Raw genomic sequence first — 23,809 nt, forward strand, 5'->3', positions numbered from 1 at the left:
ACGAACCGAGTAATCTGGTTCGGAAAGGTCCGCTGCCATGCGCAGAAGGATTATCTCCTCGACGTTGGCTGTACTATGCATTGCAGCCGCGGCTTCGTTCTATTGGTTCGGCAATACAGGAAGCCTGGACCCGGCCTGGGCTCTGTTGCGGAGTAATGGCGAGGTGAAGAGGCATACGGCGCCGGCTCCGCGCGCGGTGTCCGTCGTGACCGCCACCGCCTCCACGGCCGATTTCCCCATCCGCCGCACGGCCATCGGGGCGATCTCCTCGCCAGCCGTGGTCTCCGTCGCCGCCCGGATCTCGAGCCAACTCGTATCGATCGCGGTGCAGGACGGGCAGATGGTCAAGGCGGGAGACCTCCTGTTTCAGCTCGATAACCGCTCGCTGAAGGCACAGGTCGAACGCGACAGGGCCGCGCTCGCCAAGGACCAGGCGACGCTGGCCGTGAACGAGCTAGACCTGAGCCGTGCCAAGCAACTGCTGGAAAAGCAGGCGGGCACCAGGCAGGCATACGACCAGGCCGTTGCCAATCAGAAAGTGACGCAGGCCACGGCCGCCGGCGACCAGGCGCAACTCGACGCCGATCTGGTGCAACTCAGCTACGCCACGATCACGGCTCCGATCGCGGGGCGGCTCGGCGCTGTCCGGGTCTCGGTCGGTGACGTCGTGGGTCCCGCCATGGGTGCCGTCACCGCGGTGCCGCTGGTAACCATCACCCAGGTCGATCCGCTCAGGGTAAGCTTCAACCTGCCGGAGAGCGATCTACGGCTGCTCCAGAAGGCGCTGGCGGAGGCCCGGCCCGGCGCCGTGATCCTCCAAAAGCCCGGCGATGCGCAGGTGATCGGGCAGGGTACGCTCGATTTCCTGGATTCGAGCGTGGATACCGCCTCCGGCACCATCACCGCCAGGGCCACCTTACCGAACCCGGATCTGTCGCTTTGGCCCGGCGAGTATGTCGATGTGGTGCTGGAGGCGGGTATGATGCCGCAGATGACCTCCATCCCGACGGTCGCCGTGCAGTCCGGCCAGAAGGGCACCTACGTCTTTGTGGTCAAGCCAGACAACACGGTCGAGATCCGCCCGATCAAGGTGGCGCTCGCCGAAGGTGATAGCACCGCGGTCGGCGAGGGCCTGAAGTGCGGCGAGCGCGTCGTGATCGAGGGCCAGACACGGCTCGCCAACGGCACACCTGTGCGCGAGGCGGCGGAGGAGGGTGCTCCCCCGGTTCCATCCGGCACGTCTCCACCCGGGGCTGCGAGCCCGCCCAACATCGCCCAGGACGATCAGCCACGCGGTAAGAGCTGATGATTTCCGAATTCTGTATCCGTCGGCCGGTCGCGACTCTGCTGATGTCGTTCGCGCTCGTGCTCGGAGGCATGTTCGCCTACAAGTTCCTGCCCGTCGCCGCGCTGCCCAGCGCCGACTTCCCCGTCATCAATGTCTCGGCCCAACTGCCCGGTGCCTCTCCGCAGACCATGGCGACTGCCGTGGCGACGCCTCTCATCAAGCAGTTCGAGACGATCGCCGGCATCGACTCCATCTCCACTACAAACTCGCTCGGCCAGACCTCGATCGCCATCCAGTTCGACCTGAACCGCAACATCGATGCGGCAGCGGCCGACGTGAACGCGGCGATCGCCCGCACACTGCGCACGCTGCCGCCGCAGATGCCGAGCCCACCGAGCTACCGTAAGGTCAATCCGGCGGATGCGCCCATCCTGATCCTGGGGCTTACGAGCGACGTGGTGAAGCTCAGCGATCTCGATGCCTTCGCCGAGAACGTGATCTCGCCCTCGCTTTCCACGATCGACGGCGTCGCGCAGGTTTCGATCTTCGGCAGCCAGAAATATGCCGTCCGCATCCAGATCGACCCCAATGCGCTGGCCTCGCGCGGCATATCGGTCGACCAGCTTCGGACCGCCGTAGCGGCGGCCAACAGCAACACGCCGGTCGGTACGCTGCAAAACCGGCAGCAGCAGCTCACGATCACGGCGGACACCCAGCTCAACGACGCGGCCGCCTTCTCGAATCTCGTGGTAGCCTACCGTAACGGCCATCCCGTACGCCTCGGCGACGTCACGCGCGTGATCGATTCGGTCGAGGTAACCACCAATGCGAGTTGGTACGACGGCTCGCGGGCAATCCTCATGGGGGTGCAGCGCCAGCCGAACGCCAACACGGTCGCCGTGGTTGATCGGGTCAAGTCGATGCTGCCGTCCTTCGACAGTCAGCTTCCACCCACGGCCAGCATCAAGCTGCTCAATGACCGGTCGGTCCCGATCCGTGCCGCCGTGCACGATGTCCAGGTCACGCTTGGACTCACCATTGCCCTGGTGGTGCTGGTGATCTTTCTGTTCCTGAGGCGCGTCACCGCGACGATCATTCCTGCGGTCGCCGTGCCGATCTCACTGATCGCCACGCTTGGGGTGATGTATGTCTTCGGCTTCTCCATCGACAACATCTCGCTAATGGGCCTGACCTTGGCGGTCGGCCTCGTGGTCGACGACGCGATCGTCATGCTCGAGAACATCTTCCGGCACATGGAGGAGCACGGGGTATCGGCCTTTGAGGCGGCGCTCCAGGGTTCGCGCGAAATCGGATTCACCATCATCTCCATCTCGGTCTCACTGGTGGCCGTCTTCATTCCCGTGCTGCTGATGGGCGGCGTGGTCGGGCGGGTCTTCAACGAGTTCGCCGTGGTTGTCACCGTCGCGATCCTTGCCTCCATGTTCGTGTCATTGACGCTGACGCCGATGCTCTGCTCGCGGGTGCTGAGGCGCCCGAAGATGCGGGCAGGTGGGCGCGCGGCCAATGATGAGGGCAGGGGCTTCTTCCTTCGTGGCTACGACCGCACGTTGAGCTTCTGCCTCAAGCACCGGTTTTCGGTGCTGATGGTGTTCTTCGCCTCGTCCGTGCTTTCAGTGTGGCTGCTGCAGATTTCGCCGAAGGGGTTCTTTCCGCAGGAGGATATCGGCCAGTTGCAGGTGACGACCGAGGCCAGGCAGGACGTGTCCTTCGACGCAATGGCCAAGCTGCAGACGCAAGTGGCGGAGGTCTTCTCGAAATCACCCTACGTGGCGCATGTGGCGCATTCGGTCGGCGGCAGTTCGTATAGTTCAAGCGCGCTCAACAATGGCCGCATGTTTGTTCAGCTCAAGCCGAAGGACCAGCGTCCAAATCTCGAGAAGGTGCTGGCCGACCTGAGACGCGATCTCGCCAGAGTTCCAGGCATCAGCACCTACATGGTGCCGATCCAGAACCTCAGCATTGGCGCGCGCGCGTCCAAGAGCCAGTACCAACTCGTCGTCCAGAGCCTTGACCTGGGCGAGACGAACCAGTGGGCGACGAAGCTCGCGGACGCGATGAGCAAGGATCACACGTTTACGGACGTGACCACCGATCTCAGCGACAATGCCCTGCAGGCGACCCTAGTGGTCGACCGCGACAGGGCGGCAACCCTCGGCGTGGACGCCGAGACCTTGCGCTCGACGCTCTATTCCGGCTTCGGCACCGACCAGGTCTCGACGATCTATGGCTCGGTGGACAGCTACGAGGTCATTTTCGAACTGGATCCGAGGTTGCAGTGGTCGGCGGACGACATGCTGTCGTTGCGGGTGAGAACCGCAAACGGCGGCGTGGTACCGCTCGGCGCATTCGCGCGGGTCGAGCGCACCGCAGGCCCGCTCACCGTGAGCCAGCTTGGACAACTGCCGGCCGTGACGATCTCCTACAACCTGCCGCAGGGTGTAGCGCTCGGCCAGAGTGTGGCGCGCGTCAACGCGCTCAAGGAGCAGATCGGGCTACCGAACACGGTCTCGACCACCTATGCCGGCACGGCGAAGGTTTTCGAGGACTCGCTTGCCAACCAGGGCCTGCTGATCGCCGGCGCCATCCTGACGATCTACATCATCCTCGGCATGCTCTATGAGAGCTTCGTGCATCCATTCACCATTCTGACCGGCCTGCCCTCGGCCGTCGTCGGCGCGCTGGTCGCGCTGCGCCTTGCGGGCATGGACGTTTCGATCATCGCCATCATCGGCCTGTTGATGCTGATCGGCGTGGTCAAGAAGAACGGCATCATGATGATCGACGTGGCGCTGGTGCTGCGGCGCGAGGGGATGACGCCGATACAGGCGATCCACCGCGCCAGCCTGATGCGCTTCCGTCCGATCATGATGACGACGCTGGCGGCCCTGATGGGTACCCTGCCGATCGCGCTCGGCACCGGGGCGGGCGCTGAACTGCGCCAGCCCCTCGGCGTCGCAGTGGTCGGCGGACTGCTCGCCTCGCAGGCGCTGACGCTCTACATCACGCCCGTCATTTACCTGTACATGGAGGGGCTCTCGGATTGGCTCGTCGGCCTGTGGCCGAGGCGCAAGGAGGAGACGCCGCCGGCAGCGGCGGTCGTCAGCGAGCGGCCGGAGACCCTGGTCGAACTAGAGCAGCGGCGCGCGGCGGCGGAGTAGGGGTCGCGAGGTCACGGGACCATCGTGCCGGCTCGCGCTTTTTGGTTTGCTCGGCCGGATCACGCCTGGGCCAATGCCCAATTTCTGAAGCGTCTTGAGCAGGACATCGCCTCCGGGCTAGGCAGTGTGTGGGTTTCCGTGCCACTGCGCGGACCCGCCGAGAGTTCCGGAGAGGTGCATGACCTTCGACATACAGGCGATTCGCTCGCAGTTCCCTTCGCTCGCGATCGCCGACGGCGGGCGGCCGAGGATCTACTTCGACAATCCGGGCGGAACCCAGGTGCCTCGGCAGGTGATCGACCGCACGGTCGAGTACTTCACCCGCCATAACGCCAACTCCGGCGGCTATTTCGCCACGACGGTCGCGACCGATGCTATCCTGGCCGACGCCCATCTTGCCGCGGCGGAGTTCGTCAACGCAGCCGGCCGGGAGGAGATCGCCTTCGGCCAGAACATGACCACGTTGACGCTGAACGTCTCCCGCTCCATCGCCAAGCTGCTCAAGCCCGGTGACGAACTGATCGTGACCCGTATGGACCACGAGGCGAACGTCTCGCCGTGGCTGCTCGTGGCCGAGGATCTCGGCCTGACGGTCAAGTGGCTGGCCTTCGATCCGGAGACCTTCGAATACAATCTGGATTGCCTCGAAACGCTGCTCACGCCCAGGACGAGGCTGGTGGCGGTGAACTATGCGAGCAATGCTCTGGGCACGATCAACGATGTGCAGCGGATCTGCTCGGCGGCACGGGCCGTCGGCGCAATGAGCTATGTCGATGCGGTCCAGTTCGCCCCGCATGGCGCCATCGACGTCCAGGCGATCGGCTGCGACTTCCTGGCATTCTCCGCCTACAAGGTTTTTGGCCCGCATCTCGGCGTGCTCTGGGGCCGGCGCGAGATCGTCGAGAAGCTCGACGCCTACAAGGTTCGACCGGCCTCCAACCACGGCGCCGAACGGTTCGAGACAGGAACGCTGTCGCACGAGGCGATCGCCGGCCTGCTCGGCGCCTTCGACTATCTGGCTTGGGTGGGAGACACGATGTTCCCGGATCTGAAGCCGGCGCAGGCCGGTTCGCCCCGCCAGGCGGCGATGAGTGCCGCGATGGATGGGCTCTTCGCCTATGAAAAGACGCTGACGCAGCGCCTCATCGCGGGCCTCAAGTCGATGCCGGCCGTGACGGTGTGCGGACTGACCGCCGACGAGGCGATGGATCGCCGGGTGCCGACCGTCTCGGTGAAGATCGAAGGCCGCAATCCCGCGAAGCTGGCGAAGCGGCTGGCGGACGAGAACATCTTCGTCTGGAACGGCCACAATTATGCGGTGGAAGCCATCCGCAGCCTCGGCCTCTACGATCTCGGCGGCGTGCTTCGCATCGGGCTTGCCCACTACAACACCCCGGAGGAGGTCGACATCCTGCTTTCTGTGCTAAGGCGCGAATTGCTGCGCAACGACGACTGAGGGGGAAGGGCGGCCGCCCTGCATTCTTTCGAACGCGCCGAGGAGGGTCAAACGAAATTGATCGGCCGGGGTTAGGGGCTTAGGAAGACGGCACAGGACGCTGGAGAGCAATGACATGAAACATACCGTCGTCCGGGTCATGTGTGCCATCGGCCAATCCGGCCAATTGGGGCTGGATGGCGGGCTTCCATGGGAAGGCAACCGCGCCCCCATTTACCGCGCCGACGTTGCGCGTTTTTTTGAACTGACCCGAGGCCACGTTCTGCTGGCCGGCCCGAAGACGATTGCCAGCGTGCCAGACTATGCCCGGACCGATCGGGAACTCGTGGTCGTCCGCTCCAGCATGGACCCCGAGGAAACGCTCAGCCGCTTCGCCGGTCGTATCGTGTTCATCGGCGGCGGTCCGCCCGTCTGGGACGCCTATGCGCGGTTCGTCAGCCACTGGGACATCACACGCCTGCCCTATGACGGGCCGGCGGATCGCTGGTTCAACCCGAACTGGCTGCTCGGCAAGACCTGACGGGGCCTCTATTTGACGGTGAGGGGACGTGCGTTTCCGGGCGCGGACCCGATCGAGATGGGCGTGCCACAATCTTCCCCGTGCGAGCCAAGATATCAGCCGCTCGCATTCAACCGCGCAGCCGGAGCCGCATGTCGCTCCGCAAAATGTCGAGTGATCGCATAGGATCGCAGGGTCATGGCTGTCGGGAAGCGGCCAGGGTACGGTGCAGGGAGATTGCATGGCATGTTGACGATGATCCGGCACCCGGATTAGTTCTGCCGCAGGATGCTGATTTCCACCGATAAGAACTTCATCTTTGTACATGTCCCCAAGACGGGCGGCCAGGCGATCAAGAAGGCCCTGCGGCCCTACTCGACCAAGAGGCCTGGGGGACAGTGGCGGCGGCTACTCTCCCACCTTCCCATTCCGGGAGGAATGAACGCCAAATTCGGGCCGCATGCTTCCGCGCAATGGGCGAAGCTGAAGCTCCCAGCCGACTTCTTCGACGCCGCATTCAAGTTCGGCCTGGTCCGAAATCCATATGACCTGGCCGTTTCACGCTACGCTTTCATCAAAACCGAAAAGGACCACCATCGTCACGAGAGAACTGCGGGCCAGAGCTTTGGCGAATTCCTTCGTTCGGAGAAGCGGCGGCTCCTAAGGGACGATCAGACCTCCAAGCTCTATGGCTGGAACGGCGCTCCGCTGGTCGACAAGATCTACCGGTTCGAGGCGATGGAGGAGGCCTATCGCGACATCGTCGAGCGGCTGGACCTGTCCGATGCGCCGGAATTGACGCGCAAGAACGCCAGCAAGCGTGGGCATTATCGGGAGTACTACGGCGAGACCGAGCGCAAACTGGTGGAAGAGATCTGGCGGCGCGACTTCGCCAACTTCGGATACCAGTTCTGATCCCGTTCCTCGCGTCGAAGCATGGCTCGGCTGTCCGACGCTGTTGAACCGCTAACCCTCGTTTGAACTGTGAAAACGAAAGCCAGGCGAGCCAAACGCTCGTCGAGCTCGAGACCACTTTCTCTCCACCCACTGCAAGGGCCGAGCCGCCCGGTGGGCGGTCCCCGTCGCTGCGCTATCTTCCAAAGCCGATCGAGGGAGAGAAGCCGTGGCGCTCAAGAGTCACACGACGAAACCCGCAGGTGTCCCGCCCGGCGATAGAACTGGAGGCAAGGCCGCAATTCCGCCCGGCCGGACCTGGCTGTTGTTTCTGGTCCTGCTCTTCGCCAACTACCTCCTTGCAAACCTTCTTTTTCCCGGCCCGGAGGCCCCGGTTTCCATCTCCTACACCCTGTTCAGGACCGAACTCGCGAAGGACAACATAGAAGCCATCCATAGCGAGGGTCAGGCGATCGAGGGCCGGTTCAAGTCGCCGGTCGACTGGACGCCGCCGCGGGAGCAGGGGCAGCCGGCGCAGACCGAGACCCGGAAGGTGGTGAATTTCACCACCAATTTGCCCGTCTTCGTCGATCCCGGCCTGGAATCCGAGCTGATCCAGCGCAAGGTCGACATAAGGGCGACCCCGCTTCAGTCCGGAACCAGCACACTCAGCCTGCTGCTGTGGAGCTTCGGGCCGACGATCCTGATCATCGCCCTCTATGTCTGGCTGTTCCGCAGGGCGGCGAAGCAGGGCGGCGGGATGTTCGGCGGATTGGGCGGCATCGGCAAAAGCAGGGCACGACGCTTCGACAAGGAAACGGAGACGAAGGTCACCTTCGCGGATGTCGCCGGCATCGACGAGGCGGAGAACGAACTGGTCGAGATCGTCGATTTTCTCAAGAACCCCGAAAAGTACACGAGGCTCGGCGGGACGGCTCCGAAAGGCGTGCTGCTGGTCGGCGCGCCGGGAACAGGAAAGACTCTCCTTGCAAGGGCCGTCGCCGGCGAGGCCGAAGTACCGTTCTTCTCGATGAGCGGCGCCGAGTTCGTGGAAATGATCGTCGGTGTCGGTGCCGCGCGGGTCAGGGATCTGTTTTCGGAAGCGCGTAAGCATGCACCGGCAATCATTTTCATCGACGAGATCGACTCGATAGGACGGGCCAGGGGCCGGGCCGCGATCGGCGGAGCGAGCGAGCAGGAACAGACTCTCAACCAGATCCTCACGGAGATGGACGGATTTTCCAGCCGTGAAGGTGTCATCGTCCTGGCCGCCACCAACCAGCCCGACGTTCTGGACAAGGCCTTGCTCAGACCTGGCCGCTTCGATCGGCGCGTGGTGGTCAACCTACCCGACAAGAACGGACGCGAAGCGATCCTCAAGGTGCATACGCGCAAGGTGCCGCTTGCCGACGACGTCGACCTTGCCGACATCGCGCAGACCACGCCTGGCGTCTCCGGCGCGGACATCAAGAACCTGGTCAACGAGGCGGCGCTGCTCGCGGCACGCAGGGAACAGGACAAGGTCCACCAAAAGGACTTTCTCGATGCGCTGGAGAAGATCGTGCTCGGGCCGGAACGGCCGATCATCCTGAGCGATGCCGATCGCGAACGGGTCGCCTATCACGAAGGCGGGCACGCCATCCTTGGTCTGGTCGTCCCCGGCGCCGACCCGGTTCACCGCGTCACCATCGTGCCCCGCGGCCAGGCGCTCGGCGTCACCTACCAAAGGCCGCAGACCGACCGATACAACTATCCCGAAGCCTATCTGCGCGCGAAGATCATCGGAATGCTGGGCGGCCGCGCGGCTGAGGAGATCGTCTACGGCACCCGAACCACCGGCGCAGAAAGCGACATAGAACAGGCGACCGCCATCGCCCGGCAGATGGTCACCCGCTGGGGTATGAGCGACGCCCTGGGCATGGTCCAGCTTGGGCCTCGCCAGAACAACTGGGTGGGTTCCGGCGGCTTCGGCACATCAAAGCCCTACAGCGACGAGACCGCCCGCCTGATCGACGCCGAAGTCGCGCGGATCATCAACGATTGCCACGAAGAGGCCAAACTCCTTCTGCGGCAACACCGAAGAGAACTCGATCTGCTGGTCGCCGCCCTGATGAAGCAGGAATCGCTCGACGAGAAAGAGATTCTCGAGGTGACGACACTCCCGCCTGCACCTTCCCTTCCGGATCGCCCGACTGCTTTGGCCGTAGGAACGGCTTCCGGCTAGGCGTTCAGTCCCGGAGAGGCAGCACTCTCCGGACCGCCATACTGCGGTCGAAAGCCTATCGCGCGACTGCGGCAGAGGTCATCGAGTTGGCCGCTGCATTTGGCCTCGGAAGAAAACTCGTGCGATTTGACGACTAGTCGCGGCCGATGCGTGCCTTAGATCATCGGAGACACCGGCGCGTTGGGCCTTCGCCATGGCGACCAATCAAGGCAAGGTCGATGGTCCCTGCCCAATCAGCGTGCCTCGACCCATAGTCTGCCCGAGTTGCCGAGACCAAGAGGCAGGACGATGCCCCGCTCCGATGTGACCCGACGACAGCTGCTGGAAATCGCTGCGGTGACCGGCGGCGCTCTTGTAGGAGGACAACTCATGCCCGGAGCCAGTTCGCCAGCCGCGGCGCAAGGTTATCGGTCGGCGCCCGCTCCGCTTGACGTCGTGCTCCGCGTCAATGGAGCCGAGCACCGGCTGGCGCTGGACGCGCGCACCACGTTGCTCGACGCCTTGCGCGAACACTTGCACCTCACGGGCTCCAAGAAGGGCTGCGGCCTTGGCCAGTGCGGTGCCTGTACGGTGCTAATGGACGGCAAGCGCGTCAAATCCTGCCTCAATCTCGCTGCCCTCGTGGAGGGGCGCGAGATCACGACGATCGAAGGCCTCGCTCAGGGCGACCAACTCCACCCGCTCCAAGCCGCGTTTATCGAAAGAGATGCCTTCCAGTGCGGCTATTGCACGTCGGGGCAGATCATGGCCGGCGTCGCATGCATCAACGAAGGTCATGCCAACTCGCCGGAAGAAATCCGCGAGTGGATGAGCGGGAATCTGTGCCGCTGTGGAGCCTACGACCACATCGTCGCGGCCATCCGGGACGCGGCCGCAGTCACCGGATCGACGCGGGGAGGCTGAGCGATGTATCCCTTCGCCCTTGAACGCCCGCGCGATCTCAATGCCGCACTGGCCTTGCGTGCGCAGGCCGGCCGCAATGACGCGCCTGTCGAATATATCGCCGGCGGCACGGACATGGTGCAACTCCTGCAGGAGAACGTACGCCGCCCTGAGAAACTGGTCAGCCTCGCCGGCCTGCTGGATGATCGAATCGAGGTCGGACCGCAGGGGCTGAGGCTAGGCGCTGCTGCGACGATGGCGGAAGTGGCGGCCCATGCCGAAGTGGTCGAGCGGTTTCCGATCATCGCGCAAGCCTTGCTGAACTCTGCGAGCCCGCAGGTCCGCAACCAGGCGACGATGGGCGGCAATCTCCTGCAGCGCACCCGCTGCCCCTATTTCCGCGATGTCGGCTATGTGTCCTGCAACAAACGCGTGCCGGGCTCGGGCTGCTCGGCGATAGGCGGTGAGAACCGCTGGAACGCCGTGCTCGGCACGAGCGAGAACTGCATCGCCGTCAATCCTTCCGACCTTGCGGTCGCGCTGGTCGCGCTCGACGCGGTCGTGGAGGTTGGTGGGCCCGGAGGCGATCGCTCGATACCGCTGGCCGACTTCCACCGGTTGCCTGGGGACACGCCGCACATGGAAACCGTGCTGGAGGCGGGCGAGGTGATCACTGCAATCACCGTCCCGGCCGATGCGGCAGGGCTCCGCTCCCATTACCTGAAGGTCCGTGATCGTGCCTCGTTCGAGTTTGCCGTCGTGTCCGCGGCGGTGGCGCTCGACATGGACGGCAGCGGCATTCGCCGGGCGCGCATCGCGCTTGGCGGGGTCGGGACCAAGCCCTGGCGCGTCCCTCAGGTCGAGACGGCTATGGCCGGGGCTAGCCTGGAGCCGGCAAGGCTCCGGCAAGCGGCAGCGCTCGCTGCCGAGGGCGCGCAGGGACAAGGGCATAACGACTTCAAGATCGAGCTCATGCAGCGCGCGATCGTACGTGCGGTCGAAATTGCGGGAGCACGCACATGAACATCGCGGTCATTGGACAACCCATCAGCCGCGTCGATGGCCGCGCGAAAGTCACCGGCCGCGCCACCTACGCCGCTGAGTTCAGCGCGCCGGGTCAGGCGCATGGCGTCATCGTCAGGAGCACGGTGCCGAAGGGGCGCATCGGCTCCATCGACAGCACCAAGGCCGAAGCGACACCCGGTGTGATCGCCGTCCTGACGCATCTCAACGCGCCGAAGCTGCCCTACCGCCCCCACAAGGGTTTTACCGATCCCGATATCGGCGAGCGCCTGCACGTGCTCCAGGACGACCGGATCAATCACCAGGGCCAGCCTATTGGGCTCGTGATCGCCGAGACGCTGGAACAGGCGGTGCATGCTGCTAACCTGGTCGATGTCACCTATGCCGCCGAACCCGCGATCGTCGACGTCGGCCGCGTCGATCCGGTCAGGCCGACCATGCAGAAGACCGACCAAGGCGAGCGGCGGTCGCCAGAGACCAGACGGGGCGATGCCCAGGACGCACTCGCCGCCGCCGAGGTCCGGATCGATCGCACCTATGTGATCCCGCGCGAGAACCACAACCCGATCGAGATGCATGCGACGATCGCAGCCTGGAACGGCGACCAGCTGACGCTTTGGGACAAGTCCCAGTGGGTGAGCAACGTTGCCGAGGAGATCGCTTCCGTTTTCGGCATCCCGGCAGAGAACGTCCAGGTGATCTCGCCCTTCGTCGGCGGCGCCTTCGGCTCGGGGCTGCGGACCTGGCCGCATGTCACCCTCGCGGCACTTGGTGCTCAGGTGGCGGGACGGCCCGTCAAGGTGATGCTGTCGCGTCGCGAGATGTACTATGGCACCGGCTACCGGCCGCACACGGTCCAGCGGGTCGCGCTGGGGGCCGCGCGCGACGGCCGTCTCACCGCGACCATTCAGGACGCCTATCAGGAGACGTCGGCCTACGAAGAATACTCGGAGGCGCTCACCAACGCGACGCGCTTCCTCCATTCCTGCCCCAACGTCTACACGCGCCATCGCATCGCGCCGATGAACGTGCACACGCCGACCTACATGCGCGCGCCGGGGGAGGTGAGCAACATCTTCGCGCTCGAATCCGCGATGGACGAGTTGGCGGCAGCGCTCGAAATGGATCCGGTGGAATTGCGCCTGCGCAACGAGCCGGAGCGGGACGAGTTCAAGAACTTGCCGTTCTCCAGCCGCTCGACGCGGGAGTGCTACCGCGCCGCCGCCGAGCGCTTCGGCTGGAGCAGGCGCACCCCCGAACCGGGTTCGATGCGCGACGATCGGCTCCTGATCGGCTGGGGGATGGCCACCGCGACCTATCCGATGAACTTCGCACCCGCCGCGGCCATGGCGCGCCTGCTGCCCGACGGCACTGCTGAAGTGATGAGCGCGGCGAGCGACATGGGGCCGGGGACGTGGACGTCGATGACCCAGGTTGCGGCCGATGCTCTCGGCCTGCCGATGGAGCGCGTGAAGTTCACGCTCGGCGACAGCCGGTTTCCGAAGACGCCGCCCCATGGCGGCTCAATGACGATGGCGAGCGTCGGCAGCGCCGTGCAGGCGGCCTGCCTCAAGGTGCGGGACGAGGCGCTGGCACGCGGCGGCGCGAATGACCTCGCCGAGGCCATGCAGCGCGTCGGCCAGCCCCTCGAGGCCTCGGCCAACGTGAAGCCGGGGGGCGCCGGCAAGCGATTCTCCATGCATGCCTTCGGCGCCGTGTTCGCGGAGGTGGCGGTCGATCCGGACCTCGGCGAAACGCGCGTGCGGCGTATCGTCGGCGCCTATGGAGCCGGCCGCATCGTCAACCCGAAGACCACCCGCAGCCAGTGCATCGGCGGGATGATCGGTGGCATCGGTATGGCGCTGATGGAGCATGCGGTCGTTGATCCGCGCAACGGCCGCGTTCCGAACGGCAACCTTGCCGAGTATGCAGTGCCGGTCCACGCCGACGCGCCGCCGGTCATGGATGTGATCCTGGTGGAGGAGGAGGACCCGCACGTGAACCCGCTCGGCGTGAAGGGGGTCGGCGAGATCGCGATGGTGGGCGTCGCTCCGGCGATTACGAACGCGATCTACCACGCCACCGGCAAGCGCATCCGCGAACTGCCCGTCACGCCAGACAAGCTGCTCTGAGCGGTTTCAAGTCAGTCGGATCCTTGAACAATACGGTAGTTGAGACGACTCAGCAGCGCATGTGGTCGAGATGCTGAACCGTAACGCGCCCGAGCTCGATTACCGGAACCGGCGACCACAGTCCGCCGAGGGCGTTCTGGCCCTCTGATAGAGGCCGATACTCAGGATGCGTGAACCGATTGTGGCAGCACAAAGGGCTGGCCCGCGCCGGGAGCCATTCCCACCCGCAACGAGCACCCGAACACCTCCGCAAGCAGCGAATCCGTCATCACCTCCGGAGTGCGGCCGCAGGCATGCAGGCGCCCGGAGCGCATCATCAGGATCCGATCGGCGAACATGCAGGTCAGGTTCAGGTCGTGGAGAACGGCGATAACGCCGCCACCGGCCCGGGCGAACTCCGATGCGAGACGCATGATCGCCAACTGGTGATGTATGTCGAGGCTCGACACTGGCTCGTCCAGAAGTAGCCATCGAGGCACGCCGTCCAGGACGGGTTCCCACACCTGGCACAGCGCCCGGGCGAGTTGGACTCGCTGCTGTTCGCCACCGGAAAGCTCCTGGTAGAATCGGCCCGCGTAGCCGTCGAGATCGACGCAACGCAATGCCCTGTCCGGCAAAGCCACCACTTCGCCACCGCTTACTCCGGAGCGGCCGCCGGTCAGGCCGAGGGCAACCACCTCGCGGACTGTGAAGGGAAACGACAGCGATGTCTTCTGCGGCAGCACCGCGCGCATGCTCGCAAGCCGCCAGGGCTTCAGCCGCCGGCTATCCATGCCGTTGATGGTGAGGTCACCGGAGCATGGGATTTCGCCTGACAATGCCCGCAGCAGGGTAGTCTTGCCGGAGCCGTTCGGGCCGATGATGGCCGTGAGTTGCCCAGACTCGGCTTGGAATGACACGTTCTCCAGGACACGACGCCCGCCCAATCTTGCCGAGAGATTCCCCGTTTGAATCATTTCATCCTCACAGGTCGAGCACGCCGCGGCGCTTCAGCAGGATCCAGAGGAAGAACGGTGCCCCGACGGCTGCGGTGACGATGCCGATCGGAAATTCCGCCGGTGCGACCAGGATGCGGCTCGCCGCGTCGGCGAGCAGAAGTACGATCGCCCCCAACAGCCCCGAGGCGGGCAGCAGGTAGCGGTTGTCGGGCCCGATCAGAAGCCTGAGCAGGTGCGGGACGATGATCCCCACGAAGCCGATGCCGCCGCTGACCGCCACCGAGGCGCCAGTGGCGGCGGCCACGACCACGATCGCGATCACCTTCATTCTCTGCAAGGGAATTCCGAGATGGTGGGCAGCCGCCTCTCCGAGTGCCATGGCATTGAGCGACCTTGCCAGGAAAGGGCAGGCGATCAGAGCCGCCGCGATGATCGGGCCGGCCGCGCCGATCTTGACCCAACTGGCACCGGCCAGCGAGCCGAGTTGCCAGAAGGTGAGGTCGCGGAGTTGCTGGTCGTCGGCGACGAAGATGAGGACGCCGCTGATCGCCATAGCCAAGGCGCCGAGCGCGATGCCCGCGAGCAACATGGTGGCGATCGAGGTCTCGCCGCGACGCGTCGCGACGCGATAGAGCATCAAGGTGGTCGCCAGCCCGCCGAGAAGGGCGGCAAGGGGCAGCGCGTGGGTTCCGAGAAACTCAACCGCCGACGCCAGGACCCCACCGCCGAGCACGATGACTGAGACAGCTCCGAGCGCCGCGCCACTGGAGACCCCGACCAGCCCCGGATCGGCAAGCGGATTGCGGAAGAGCCCCTGCATCACGGCCCCGGATATGGCCAGCGCAGCACCGATCAGCATCCCGAGCACTGCCCGCGGCAATCGGATCTCGAGGATCACTATTCGCTCGTAGGCGGCAAGGCCATCGACCTCACGGAAAAGGAGATCGTGAATCACGGCGAGCGCCGACGCGTCCGAGGCGCCAGCCGTCAGGCTGAGCAGGAAGACGACGGCCAGAAGCACTCCGAGGCAGGGATCGCCCCCTTCGCCAATGCGGATCGATCGCCCGCGCGAACCTTCGGCCGGCTTCCCGTCCTGGCAGTTGTCCGCTCGATTGCTGTCATCTCAAGATCGCCGTTTAGTTCGACGATTGCGGGCCATGAAGCGCGCTTGCCAGGTCGCGCACGGCCTTCGCGGTGCGCGGACCGAAGCCGAGCAGATAGGCACCGTCCATCCTGATCAGTTTCCGCGATGCGCCTGCTGGCGTGGCAGCCAAGGCCGGGTTGGCGAACACCGTGTCGGGGTCCGGGGCATGTTCGCCGCCGCGATCCATCATCAGGACCGCGTCGGGCCGAGCCTCGATGATGGCCTCCTGCGTCAGCGGCTTGTAGCCGGCATAACCCTCGATCGCGTTGGTCCCGCCGGCCAGCCGACTCATGCCGTCGGCCGCGGTGCCGGTGCCGGAGGCAAGGATCTTTCCGTCCTGCATGGACAGGATGAAGAGGACGCGCTTTGGCTCGCCTGCATTGCGGGCGAATGCGACAGCCTGGTCCAGATCCGTTACGACCTCGGTAGCAAGGGCGCTGGCCTTCTCCTCGACGCCGAGGGATCTGCCGACCCTCCTGATCTTGTCGAGAATCCCCTCGCGGTCGAATCTTTCCGGAATCGTCACTAATGCAACGCTGGAGCGCTTGAGCACCTGGATAGCCTCGGGCGGACCGCTGCCCTCCAACGCGATGATCCCCTCCGGACCAACGGACAGCACGCCTTCCGGCGAAAGCTGCCGCATATAGCCGATATCCGGCAGCCGCATCGCATCAGCGGGATAGACGCTGGTCGAATCGCGCGCAACCAATCGGTTCTGCTCGCCAAGGGCATAGACGATCTCGGTGATGGAGCCGCCGATTGCCACGAGGCGGGCGTCGCTTGCGAACGCGGCGTCGCTGCTGAGTTTCGACGGTTGGCCGGCCAGCGCGGGATAGGTCAGCAAGACGCAGAGCCAAAGCGTTGCTCGGCGGAGATCAGCGAGCGGGGTGATGGGAAGCGTCCTTGTGCGTTTTTGCCCCGGCGGCATCCCGTAGAATGTCGCTCGACGTCATCATCTATAAACTTGACTCCAATTATCATGTTTTATAGGCAGCGCAACAGCTGAACCCTGACGGCAGGAGTTCGGCGCAACCATTTGATCCAGCCAGCCCGAAGCCAGCCGGACGCATTTCATGCTTGACAAGGGTGGGGCATATGGCTGGACAGATTTCCGGCAGCACGAGACGTAACAGCGGACGCTTGCCTGCGGGCCGCGGGGCACTTCTCATAGGATTGGCGGGCCTGGCCCTATGCGGGTCTGCATCGGCCCAGGAGGCCGCGGACCAGCAAACTGACCAGCAGGCTCAGAGTGAAGAAGCGGCTGCAGGCGTAACCGTCCTGGATACCATCACGGTGGTGAGCCGCACCGGCGAGAGCGCGATCGACACGCTGGGCTCGGTAAGCCATGTAGGCGAGGGGCAGCTCGAGCGCCGGATGGCGACGACGCCGCAGGGAATGCTGAGCGGTGTCCCCGGCGTTGCGGTGCAGGTGGACGCCAATCGGTCCGCATCGTCGGTCAACATCCGCGGCCTGCAGGATTTCGGTCGGGTCGCAGTGATCGTCGATGGCGCGCGTCAAAATTTCCAGCGCTCGGGTCACGGCACTCAGAGCGTCTTCTGGATCGATCCGCTGCTGGTTCAGCAGGTGGACGTGGTGCGCGGGCCGGTGGCGAACACCTACGGTTCCGGAGCGATCGGCGGCGTGGTCTATTTCGAGACGAAGGATGCCTCCGACTTCCTGAAGCCGGAGGAGACCTGGGCCGGCGCGCTCACGAGCCGCTACGAGAGCAATGGCGACGAGAAGACCGCAAGCGCGGTCGGCGCCTACAGGTTCAACGACGCCACCGACATCATCGGCAACATCGTCTGGCGCGACTACGGCCAGTATGAAGATGGCGCCGGCGATCCGGTACCGGGGAGCGCCTTCGATGTACTGAGCGGGCTCGTGAAGGCCACCGTTCGCCCGAGCGAAAACAGCGAGCTCAAGCTGGGGTGGGTTGGAACGAAGGACGGATGGAGCGAAGGCACGGGCACTTCGGACTTGGACCTGACCCAGAACACCCTGACCGGCCGCTATCAAGTCACCGATCCCGACCAGAGCTGGCTCGACCTCACCGTCAGTGTCGCCCTGAACAGGGCGAACCTCGACCAGACCTATCTGACGGACGTGCGGCAGTTCGATCCGACGACAGGCAGGCCCGTCATCATTCCTCGCGGATCGCTGACCTCATATGATCTGAGCACTTACGGGATCGACATCTGGAACACCTCGCGTTTCGAGACGGGCGCGTTCTCCCACGAACTCACCTACGGAGGTGACTGGCTGACGGATGACGTGGTCACCGAAAGTCCGATCGGCGGCAGCGACTTCTACACGCCTTCAGGCGAGCGCACGGTCTGGGGTGCCTATGTCCAGGACAAGATGACCTTCGACTGGCTCGAGATCATCGGAGCGCTGCGCTACGACAGCTACAGCCTGAGCGGCGATGACACCGACAGTTCGGGCTCGCGGCTGTCGCCGCGCCTGACCGTGGGCGTGTCTCCCTTCACCGGAGAGGCGCTGAGCGGCCTGCAATTCTATGGCACCTATGCGGAAGGCTACCGTTCGCCCACGCTCAGTGAGACGTTGGTGACGGGGTTGCACCCGAACGGGGTCGTTTTCCCCTTCCTGCCCAACCCGGACCTGAAGCCTGAGACCGGCAGGACATGGGAGGCGGGCATCAACTACGGCCGCGACGACCTTTTCAGGGGCGGTGACAGCTTGCGGCTCAAGGCGGCTTACTTCAACAACGATGTCGAGGACTTCATCGACGGGCAGACACTCTCCGCATTCGATCCGACGAGCGGATGTCCGCTGCGGCCGGACCTGTTCGGCAATCCGAGCTACATCCCGATCTGCTTCCAGTATCAGAACTTCGCGGAAGCCAGGATCAACGGTTTCGAACTCGAGGCCTTCTATGACGCCGGCGATGTCTTCGGGGGCCTGAATATCTCGATCATCGACGGCTACCGGATCGCCAACGGAAAGCGGGAGGATCTCGTCACCATCCCGTCGTCGCAGGTAACCGGCCTGCTCGGCTTCCGCATGCTGGAGGACCGCCTGACGCTCGGAGGCGAGGTGCAGTACAACAGTCCGCCGGCGGGGGCGGCGTTCTCGGAGAACTTCACGCTCGTCAATGCGTTCGCGAACTATCAGGTTAGCGACAATTTCCGGTTCGACTTCCGTGCGGACAATATCTTCGACGTTCGCTATGCGAACCCGCTCAATGCGACGACGACGAGTGTGGTCTACGAGCCGGGACTGAGCCTGAAACTGGGTGCAACGGTCCGCTTCGGCGGCTGACCGGGCCAGCGAGGAATACCGGGGCAGGCGTCCGCCGCCCCCGATTTAACCAACCGAGGATGAAGACATGTACTTTGCAATGAACCGCTTCAAGGTGAAGAAGGGCTCCGAGGAGGCCTTCGAGAAGGTCTGGAGGGAGCGCGATTCCTCGCTCGCGGAAATGAGGGGCTTCCGCACCTTCCACCTGCTTCGCGGCCCGGAAAACGAGGAGGAGGGCTGCACTCTGTTCGTTTCGCATACGGAATGGGAAAACCGGGACGACTTCGTCGCCTGGACCAAGTCGGAGAACTTCCGGGCTGCCCATAGCAATGCGGGCGGGAACCGGCCTCTCTATAGCGGCCACCCGCAGTTCGAGGGCTTCGAAGTGGTCGAGGGTGCCTCGCGCACTTGATGCCCGCGCCACGTCGGTGTTGTTGGTGCGCCGGATGCTATCGGCGCACCCGGATCTCCTCGCGTGAGAAGGTCTGCAGAGGGGCGCTGAAGTTCCGGAGAAACCTAGGAGATCTTGGCTGCTCACTAGGCCGGCGCTTCCAGAAGACGATCTTGTGCAGTTCGACGCCAGGCTCGTCGCCTGCCTGTAGCGAGCGACGTGCTGGCGAACGGCGCGATAAGGTGACCGCTCAGCGACGACGCCAGGGGGACCTTTTGCAGGCCTCCACTAGAACCGCGCGACCAGCCCGAGGATCGGGCCATGCATGACGACGTCGAACAGGAAGCCGCCGTCCTGGAAGTCGACGCCCAATGCTCGATATCCAGCTACAGCTTCGAACTTGTCATTGAACCGATAGCCGATCCCGCCCGCGACATCCCAGTCGAGATCGGCTTGGCCGGCGCCGACGACTCCCCATCCGGTCAGATAGATCTGGGGCGTGAGCGAGTAGCTGCCGCGAAGTCCGGCCGTCGCGTCCACCCATGTCTCGCCGTCGCTGCGTGAAACGCCGTCGAGCACCCCGCCGCTGAACGAGATCCTGGTATCGACCGACCAGACCCTGGCCCCAGCCATCACGCCGAGTTGTGCCGAGTTGGTGTCGAGAAAATAATAGCTGCCTCCAAGGAAGCCTGTGAAAGTCTTCGAGTCTACCGAGACGTCATTTGCGACTACGCCTCTAGGCGTGCCTTTTTGTCCGGACAGCTTCACATAGATGACGTCACCGATCAGGCTATAGCGGTCGTAGCGGGCTTCCCCGACGGCCATGCCGGCGAAGTCCAGATGGTCAAAGACCTCCCAGAACGGTAGATCAACGTGCACCGGCGGAAGCCCGAATTGTCCTACCGACCCAGTCAGGCCCGCTGCCCAGGCATAGGGGACGATCTCAAATGTCCAGCCATTTTCGGTCTTGACCTGATCTATGCTCGGAGTGACCGGGAGCAGGATGTCAGCAGCATTCGCTTGATGCCCGAGCACCAAAACAGCAATGCACGCCAAAGAGGAACATGCCGGAAATCTCACCAAGGACCTCCCCCGAGCGATGGAAAGAGACGCATCAAATGTACTGTAAGTGAGAAGCGGATATCGTGTCATTAGACACTACCGCATATATCCAGACCTGCGTCTTTCGATGTACATGCGTAGGCGGTCAAAGGCTCGATAGTATAGATCAAATTCCAAAAATGGGTTCTGCATTGGCCAAGGCGTTGGACATGATCAGACCCGCCGCCAGACAATACATTGCGGGAGGTCCATCAGGCCTTCGCATCCAGCGATGCGGGCTTCCGCGCGGCGAGCGCTGGATCACGCGGGCAGCTGATTCTGCTATTCCACGGGGTCACGCACCCTTTACTCGATCGTGATGGCGGCGGCCCATCCGAGCTCCGGCAGGAGCAAGAAACCTATAGCGCATGGTGAAGATGTACGACTAATGCGCGGATATCTCCTTCATTATTAGGCCATCAATTGTGAGCGAGGAGGTAAACACCGCAGGTTGAACAATGTTGTAGTGCGACGCCATCGCGCCCATCGCTCAACAAGATTGGCGCGGGTGGTTGTTTGTAGTGCCGGAGCCATTCGGTTACTGTTTTCGATCGACGCTACATTCTCGGCGCCGCCCGGACGGAAGGACATTGTCCACCATGACCGTTTCCGTGCGCTCCAAGACCGAACTGCCGCGAACGGGGCCACAGATTCCGGACGGCATGGCCCCAATTCCCGGCGGCATGTTCCATATGGGTTCCGACCGGCATTATTCGGAGGAAGCGCCGGTTCACCGGGTCCGGGTCGACCCCTTCTGGATGGATCGGACGCCGGTGACAAACCGTCAGTTCCGCGAGTTCGTCCGGTCCACCGGATATGTCACCGTTGCGGAAATCCCGCCCGATCCAAAGGATTATCCCAAAGCGCTACCCCACATGCTGAAGCCCGGCTCGCTAGTCTTCAGCCCGCCGGATCATCCCGTGGACCTTCGCGACTGGGGACAGTGGTGGGCATATGTTTTCGGGGCCCACTGGCGACGACCCTACGGTCCCGGCTCCTCGATCAAGGGTTTTGAGGACCACCCGGTGGTGCACGTCGCCTATGCCGATGCGGAGGCTTTTGCGCGCTGGGCCGGCAAGGAACTGCCGACCGAGGCGGAATGGGAGTTCGCGGCACGCGGCGGGCTGGACGGCGCCGAATTCGCCTGGGGAGACGAGTTCACGCCGGCAGGACGGCACATGGCCAATACCTGGCAGGGAGCATTTCCGTTTCAGAACTCCCGCGAGGATGGGTTCGAGCGAACGTCGCCCGTCCGAACATACCAGCCGAACGGCTACGGCCTCTATGACATGATCGGCAATGTCTGGGAGTGGACGAGTGATTTCTACTCCCAGAAGCATCCGGCGGGCGCAGCCAAGCCCTGCTGCATTCCCGAGAACCCGCGCGGCGGGCGGGAGGAGGCGAGCTACGATCCATGCCAGCCGGAGATCCGGATTCCACGCAAGGTCGTCAAAGGCGGATCGCATCTCTGCGCGCCCAACTACTGCCGCCGCTATCGGCCGGCCGCCCGCCACCCTCAGCCGATCGACAGTTCGATGAGCCATGTCGGCTTCCGCTGCATCATCAGAAAGAGGAGCACCCTATGAGCCAGGATCGTGGGTCTTCGCCGACCACAGGTGACAGCCCTCACTGTGCAAGCCGTCTCAGAGCGGCCCTGATCGGGGCCACGGCTCTGATCTCGGCGGCGATGGCCCTCCCGGCGCTCGCCCAGACGCCACAGCAGCAGCCGCCGCAACAGCAGAAGCCCAACATCCTGTTCATCATGGGCGACGACATCGGCTGGATGCAGCCGAGCATCTACCATCGCGGCTTGATGGTCGGCGAGACCCCCAACGTCGACCGTATCGGCCACGAAGGCGCTATGTTCACGGACTATGTCGCCATGCAGAGTTGCACCTCGGGCCGCAACGCGTTCTTCACCGGCATGTACCCGCTGCGCACCGGCATGATCCCGCCGCAGCTACCCGGCAGCCCGTCCTACCTGCAGCCGGGCACGCCGGCGCTCGCCAAGTTCCTGTTTGATCTCGGCTACACCACCGGCGAGTTCGGCAAGAACCACCTCGGCGACCACACGGCCGCCCTGCCGACCGCGCACGGCTTCCAGGAGTATTGGGGCTATCTTTACCACCTCGATGCGATGCAGCAGGTGAGCTTCCCGGACATCAACAAGACTGTGACGCAGCAGACGGTCGCGCCGCCTTGCAAGAACACGCCGATTCCCGGCATTCCCGAAGTGGCGGGTTCCGTGGATCCGAAGACGACGGTCTGTCTGACGCCCCCGCGGAACATCCTGTCCTGCAAGTCCAACAATGGCGCCGAGGCAAACCAGACCTGCAGCGACGAGGGTCCCCTGACGTTGGAACGCTCGGAGACGGTCGACGAGGAAGTCTCGGATAAGGTGGTCGACTTCCTCGACCGCAACGATCCGAAGAAGACCAACAAGCCGTTCTTCGTCTGGTACAACCCCGCCCGCATGCATGTCGTGACCGTGCTGCCGCCAAAGTATCAGGCCATGGTGGGCGAGCGCGGCGGCAAGGACTGGGGCGTCAACGAAGCCGGCATGAAGCAACTCGACGACAACATCGGCGTCGTGCTCAAGAAACTCGACGACATGGGCCAGGCCAACAACACCATCGTCGTGTTCACCACCGACAACGGCGCCGAGGCGATCAGCTTTCCGGACGGCGGCGTGACGCCGTTCAAGGGGCAGAAGGGCGAGGCCTGGGAAGGCGGCTATCGCGCGCCGATGGTCGTCCGCTGGCCGGGCGTCATCAAGCCCGATACAGTGAACAACCAACTGTTCGCCGCTCTCGACTGGCTGCCCACATTGGTCGACATCGCCGGCGGACCGAAAGGCGACGGGCTGAAGCAGCAGATCGAAGCTGGGCAGTATCCGGGCATCGTCAAGACAACGCTCGATGGCTTCGACCAGCGCGATCTGCTCGAAGGCAAATCGGCAAAGTCGGCTCGCGATTTCTTCTTCTATTACTCGGGCGCGACGCCGTCGGCGGTGCGCTACAAGAATTGGAAGATGTACTACACCATGTCGCAGGCCGGGCCGGAGGGGTGGATCCTGCCACTTGTGCCGTTCCATTTCACGTTGGTGCAGAACATCAAGCGTGATCCGTTCGAGCAGGCGGTCGGACTCCAGCAGAAGTCGGCCATGAGCATGGGCGGCGCGCTGGGCGCGCCCGCAACTGCGTTCCAATATGACTGGAACATGCTGCCGATCGGCCAGCAATTGTGGCTGCAGCACCTTCTGTCCTACGAGAAGTTCCCGCCGCTGCAGGCGCCCGCGAGCTACAATCTCAGCGGCATCATCGAGCAGGTCAAGAAGGCAAACGCCAATCATGCAAGCGACTAGACGCTTCGCGTCGGTGCGTGGGTTTGGCCTGAG

At 64.0% G+C, this 23,809-nt stretch carries 16 protein-coding genes and 1 pseudogene; 13 read left to right on the forward strand and 4 right to left on the reverse strand.

Annotated elements, in window-relative coordinates; translation table 11 throughout:
• Nucleotides 1-163: 163 nt before the first annotated feature.
• From HUI96_RS11825 to HUI96_RS11865, 9 genes are all read left to right on the forward strand, one after another.
• Nucleotides 164-1,306, forward strand: a complete 1,143-nt coding sequence (locus HUI96_RS11825) for an efflux RND transporter periplasmic adaptor subunit (protein WP_425299214.1) — start codon at nucleotides 164-166, stop codon at nucleotides 1,304-1,306.
• A complete protein-coding gene (locus tag HUI96_RS11830; RefSeq protein WP_188254856.1) occupies nucleotides 1,306-4,467 on the forward strand; it encodes an efflux RND transporter permease subunit in 3,162 nt (1,053 codons plus the stop codon). Before HUI96_RS11825 ends, HUI96_RS11830 begins: the two co-directional genes overlap by 1 nt.
• A gap of 178 nt (nucleotides 4,468-4,645) precedes the next feature.
• The gene (locus tag HUI96_RS11835) at nucleotides 4,646-5,923 is read left to right on the forward strand and encodes a cysteine desulfurase-like protein (protein WP_188254857.1); all 1,278 of its coding nucleotides are present in this window, start codon (nucleotides 4,646-4,648) and stop codon (nucleotides 5,921-5,923) included.
• A gap of 115 nt (nucleotides 5,924-6,038) precedes the next feature.
• Nucleotides 6,039-6,443, forward strand: coding sequence for a dihydrofolate reductase (locus HUI96_RS11840; protein ID WP_188254858.1), 405 nt, complete (start codon nucleotides 6,039-6,041; stop codon nucleotides 6,441-6,443).
• A gap of 267 nt (nucleotides 6,444-6,710) precedes the next feature.
• On the forward strand, nucleotides 6,711-7,337 hold the full coding sequence (locus HUI96_RS11845) for a sulfotransferase family 2 domain-containing protein (protein ID WP_188254859.1): 627 nt from the start codon (nucleotides 6,711-6,713) through the stop codon (nucleotides 7,335-7,337).
• Nucleotides 7,338-7,545: 208 nt separating this feature from the next.
• Nucleotides 7,546-9,540 carry an ATP-dependent zinc metalloprotease FtsH gene (ftsH, locus tag HUI96_RS11850; protein ID WP_188254860.1) on the forward strand — a complete coding sequence of 665 codons (1,995 nt, stop codon included), beginning with the start codon at nucleotides 7,546-7,548 and terminating at the stop codon, nucleotides 9,538-9,540.
• 288 nt (nucleotides 9,541-9,828) lie between these two features.
• Entirely contained in the window at nucleotides 9,829-10,443 is a 615-nt protein-coding gene (locus tag HUI96_RS11855) for a (2Fe-2S)-binding protein (protein WP_188254861.1), read from the forward strand.
• A gap of 3 nt (nucleotides 10,444-10,446) precedes the next feature.
• Entirely contained in the window at nucleotides 10,447-11,445 is a 999-nt protein-coding gene (locus HUI96_RS11860; RefSeq protein ID WP_188254862.1) for an FAD binding domain-containing protein, read from the forward strand.
• Nucleotides 11,442-13,577: a xanthine dehydrogenase family protein molybdopterin-binding subunit gene (locus HUI96_RS11865; protein ID WP_188254863.1), complete on the forward strand. Its 2,136-nt coding sequence runs from the start codon at nucleotides 11,442-11,444 to the stop codon at nucleotides 13,575-13,577. The genes HUI96_RS11860 and HUI96_RS11865 overlap by 4 nt, the downstream gene beginning before the upstream one ends.
• Before the next feature lie 161 nt (nucleotides 13,578-13,738).
• Here the strand turns inward: HUI96_RS11865 and HUI96_RS11870 are convergent, their stop codons facing one another.
• The 3 genes and pseudogenes from HUI96_RS11870 to HUI96_RS11880 all read right to left on the reverse strand — a co-directional run bounded on the left by HUI96_RS11870 (nucleotide 13,739) and on the right by HUI96_RS11880 (nucleotide 16,587).
• Nucleotides 13,739-14,533 carry a heme ABC transporter ATP-binding protein gene (locus HUI96_RS11870; protein ID WP_188254864.1) on the reverse strand — a complete coding sequence of 265 codons (795 nt, stop codon included), beginning with the start codon at nucleotides 14,531-14,533 and terminating at the stop codon, nucleotides 13,739-13,741.
• Nucleotides 14,534-14,540: 7 nt separating this feature from the next.
• A pseudogene (locus HUI96_RS11875) lies at nucleotides 14,541-15,637 on the reverse strand (FecCD family ABC transporter permease).
• A gap of 14 nt (nucleotides 15,638-15,651) precedes the next feature.
• The gene (locus HUI96_RS11880; protein ID WP_188254865.1) at nucleotides 15,652-16,587 is read right to left on the reverse strand and encodes a heme/hemin ABC transporter substrate-binding protein; all 936 of its coding nucleotides are present in this window, start codon (nucleotides 16,585-16,587) and stop codon (nucleotides 15,652-15,654) included.
• Nucleotides 16,588-16,754: 167 nt separating this feature from the next.
• Between HUI96_RS11880 and HUI96_RS11885 the strand changes: the two genes are divergently transcribed.
• Together HUI96_RS11885 and HUI96_RS11890 are read left to right on the forward strand one after the other, a co-directional pair.
• Entirely contained in the window at nucleotides 16,755-18,941 is a 2,187-nt protein-coding gene (locus HUI96_RS11885) for a TonB-dependent receptor domain-containing protein (RefSeq protein ID WP_188254866.1), read from the forward strand.
• Nucleotides 18,942-19,008: 67 nt separating this feature from the next.
• Nucleotides 19,009-19,332 (forward strand): antibiotic biosynthesis monooxygenase family protein, encoded by a 324-nt coding sequence (locus tag HUI96_RS11890; RefSeq protein WP_188254867.1) that lies wholly within the window; start codon nucleotides 19,009-19,011, stop codon nucleotides 19,330-19,332.
• 267 nt (nucleotides 19,333-19,599) lie between these two features.
• On the opposite strand, the gene HUI96_RS11895 is transcribed toward HUI96_RS11890, so the two are convergent.
• Complete coding sequence (locus tag HUI96_RS11895) at nucleotides 19,600-20,346, reverse strand: hypothetical protein (protein ID WP_337918254.1); 747 nt, start codon at nucleotides 20,344-20,346, stop codon at nucleotides 19,600-19,602.
• 728 nt (nucleotides 20,347-21,074) lie between these two features.
• On the opposite strand from HUI96_RS11895, the gene HUI96_RS11900 reads away from it, so the two are divergent.
• A complete protein-coding gene (locus tag HUI96_RS11900; RefSeq protein WP_237684104.1) occupies nucleotides 21,075-21,998 on the forward strand; it encodes a formylglycine-generating enzyme family protein in 924 nt (307 codons plus the stop codon).
• Nucleotides 21,999-22,099: 101 nt separating this feature from the next.
• Nucleotides 22,100-23,776 carry an arylsulfatase gene (locus HUI96_RS11905; RefSeq protein ID WP_188254937.1) on the forward strand — a complete coding sequence of 559 codons (1,677 nt, stop codon included), beginning with the start codon at nucleotides 22,100-22,102 and terminating at the stop codon, nucleotides 23,774-23,776.
• Nucleotides 23,777-23,809: the final 33 nt, after the last annotated feature.

Source organism: Pseudaminobacter soli (ex Zhang et al. 2022) (assembly GCF_014595955.1).
Taxonomy (GTDB): domain Bacteria; phylum Pseudomonadota; class Alphaproteobacteria; order Rhizobiales; family Rhizobiaceae; genus Kumtagia; species Kumtagia pseudosoli.

Coding starts and splice junctions, on each gene's coding strand:
- HUI96_RS11830 (WP_188254856.1), top strand. CDS start 1,306: ATGATTTCCGAATTCTGTATCCGTCGGCCGGTCGCGACTCTGCTGATG.
- HUI96_RS11835 (WP_188254857.1), top strand. CDS start 4,646: ATGACCTTCGACATACAGGCGATTCGCTCGCAGTTCCCTTCGCTCGCG.
- HUI96_RS11840 (WP_188254858.1), top strand. CDS start 6,039: ATGAAACATACCGTCGTCCGGGTCATGTGTGCCATCGGCCAATCCGGC.
- HUI96_RS11845 (WP_188254859.1), top strand. CDS start 6,711: ATGCTGATTTCCACCGATAAGAACTTCATCTTTGTACATGTCCCCAAG.
- HUI96_RS11855 (WP_188254861.1), top strand. CDS start 9,829: ATGCCCCGCTCCGATGTGACCCGACGACAGCTGCTGGAAATCGCTGCG.
- HUI96_RS11860 (WP_188254862.1), top strand. CDS start 10,447: ATGTATCCCTTCGCCCTTGAACGCCCGCGCGATCTCAATGCCGCACTG.
- HUI96_RS11865 (WP_188254863.1), top strand. CDS start 11,442: ATGAACATCGCGGTCATTGGACAACCCATCAGCCGCGTCGATGGCCGC.
- HUI96_RS11870 (WP_188254864.1), bottom strand. CDS start 14,533: ATGATTCAAACGGGGAATCTCTCGGCAAGATTGGGCGGGCGTCGTGTC.
- HUI96_RS11880 (WP_188254865.1), bottom strand. CDS start 16,587: ATGCCGCCGGGGCAAAAACGCACAAGGACGCTTCCCATCACCCCGCTC.
- HUI96_RS11885 (WP_188254866.1), top strand. CDS start 16,755: ATGGCTGGACAGATTTCCGGCAGCACGAGACGTAACAGCGGACGCTTG.
- HUI96_RS11890 (WP_188254867.1), top strand. CDS start 19,009: ATGTACTTTGCAATGAACCGCTTCAAGGTGAAGAAGGGCTCCGAGGAG.
- HUI96_RS11900 (WP_237684104.1), top strand. CDS start 21,075: ATGGCCCCAATTCCCGGCGGCATGTTCCATATGGGTTCCGACCGGCAT.
- HUI96_RS11905 (WP_188254937.1), top strand. CDS start 22,100: ATGGCCCTCCCGGCGCTCGCCCAGACGCCACAGCAGCAGCCGCCGCAA.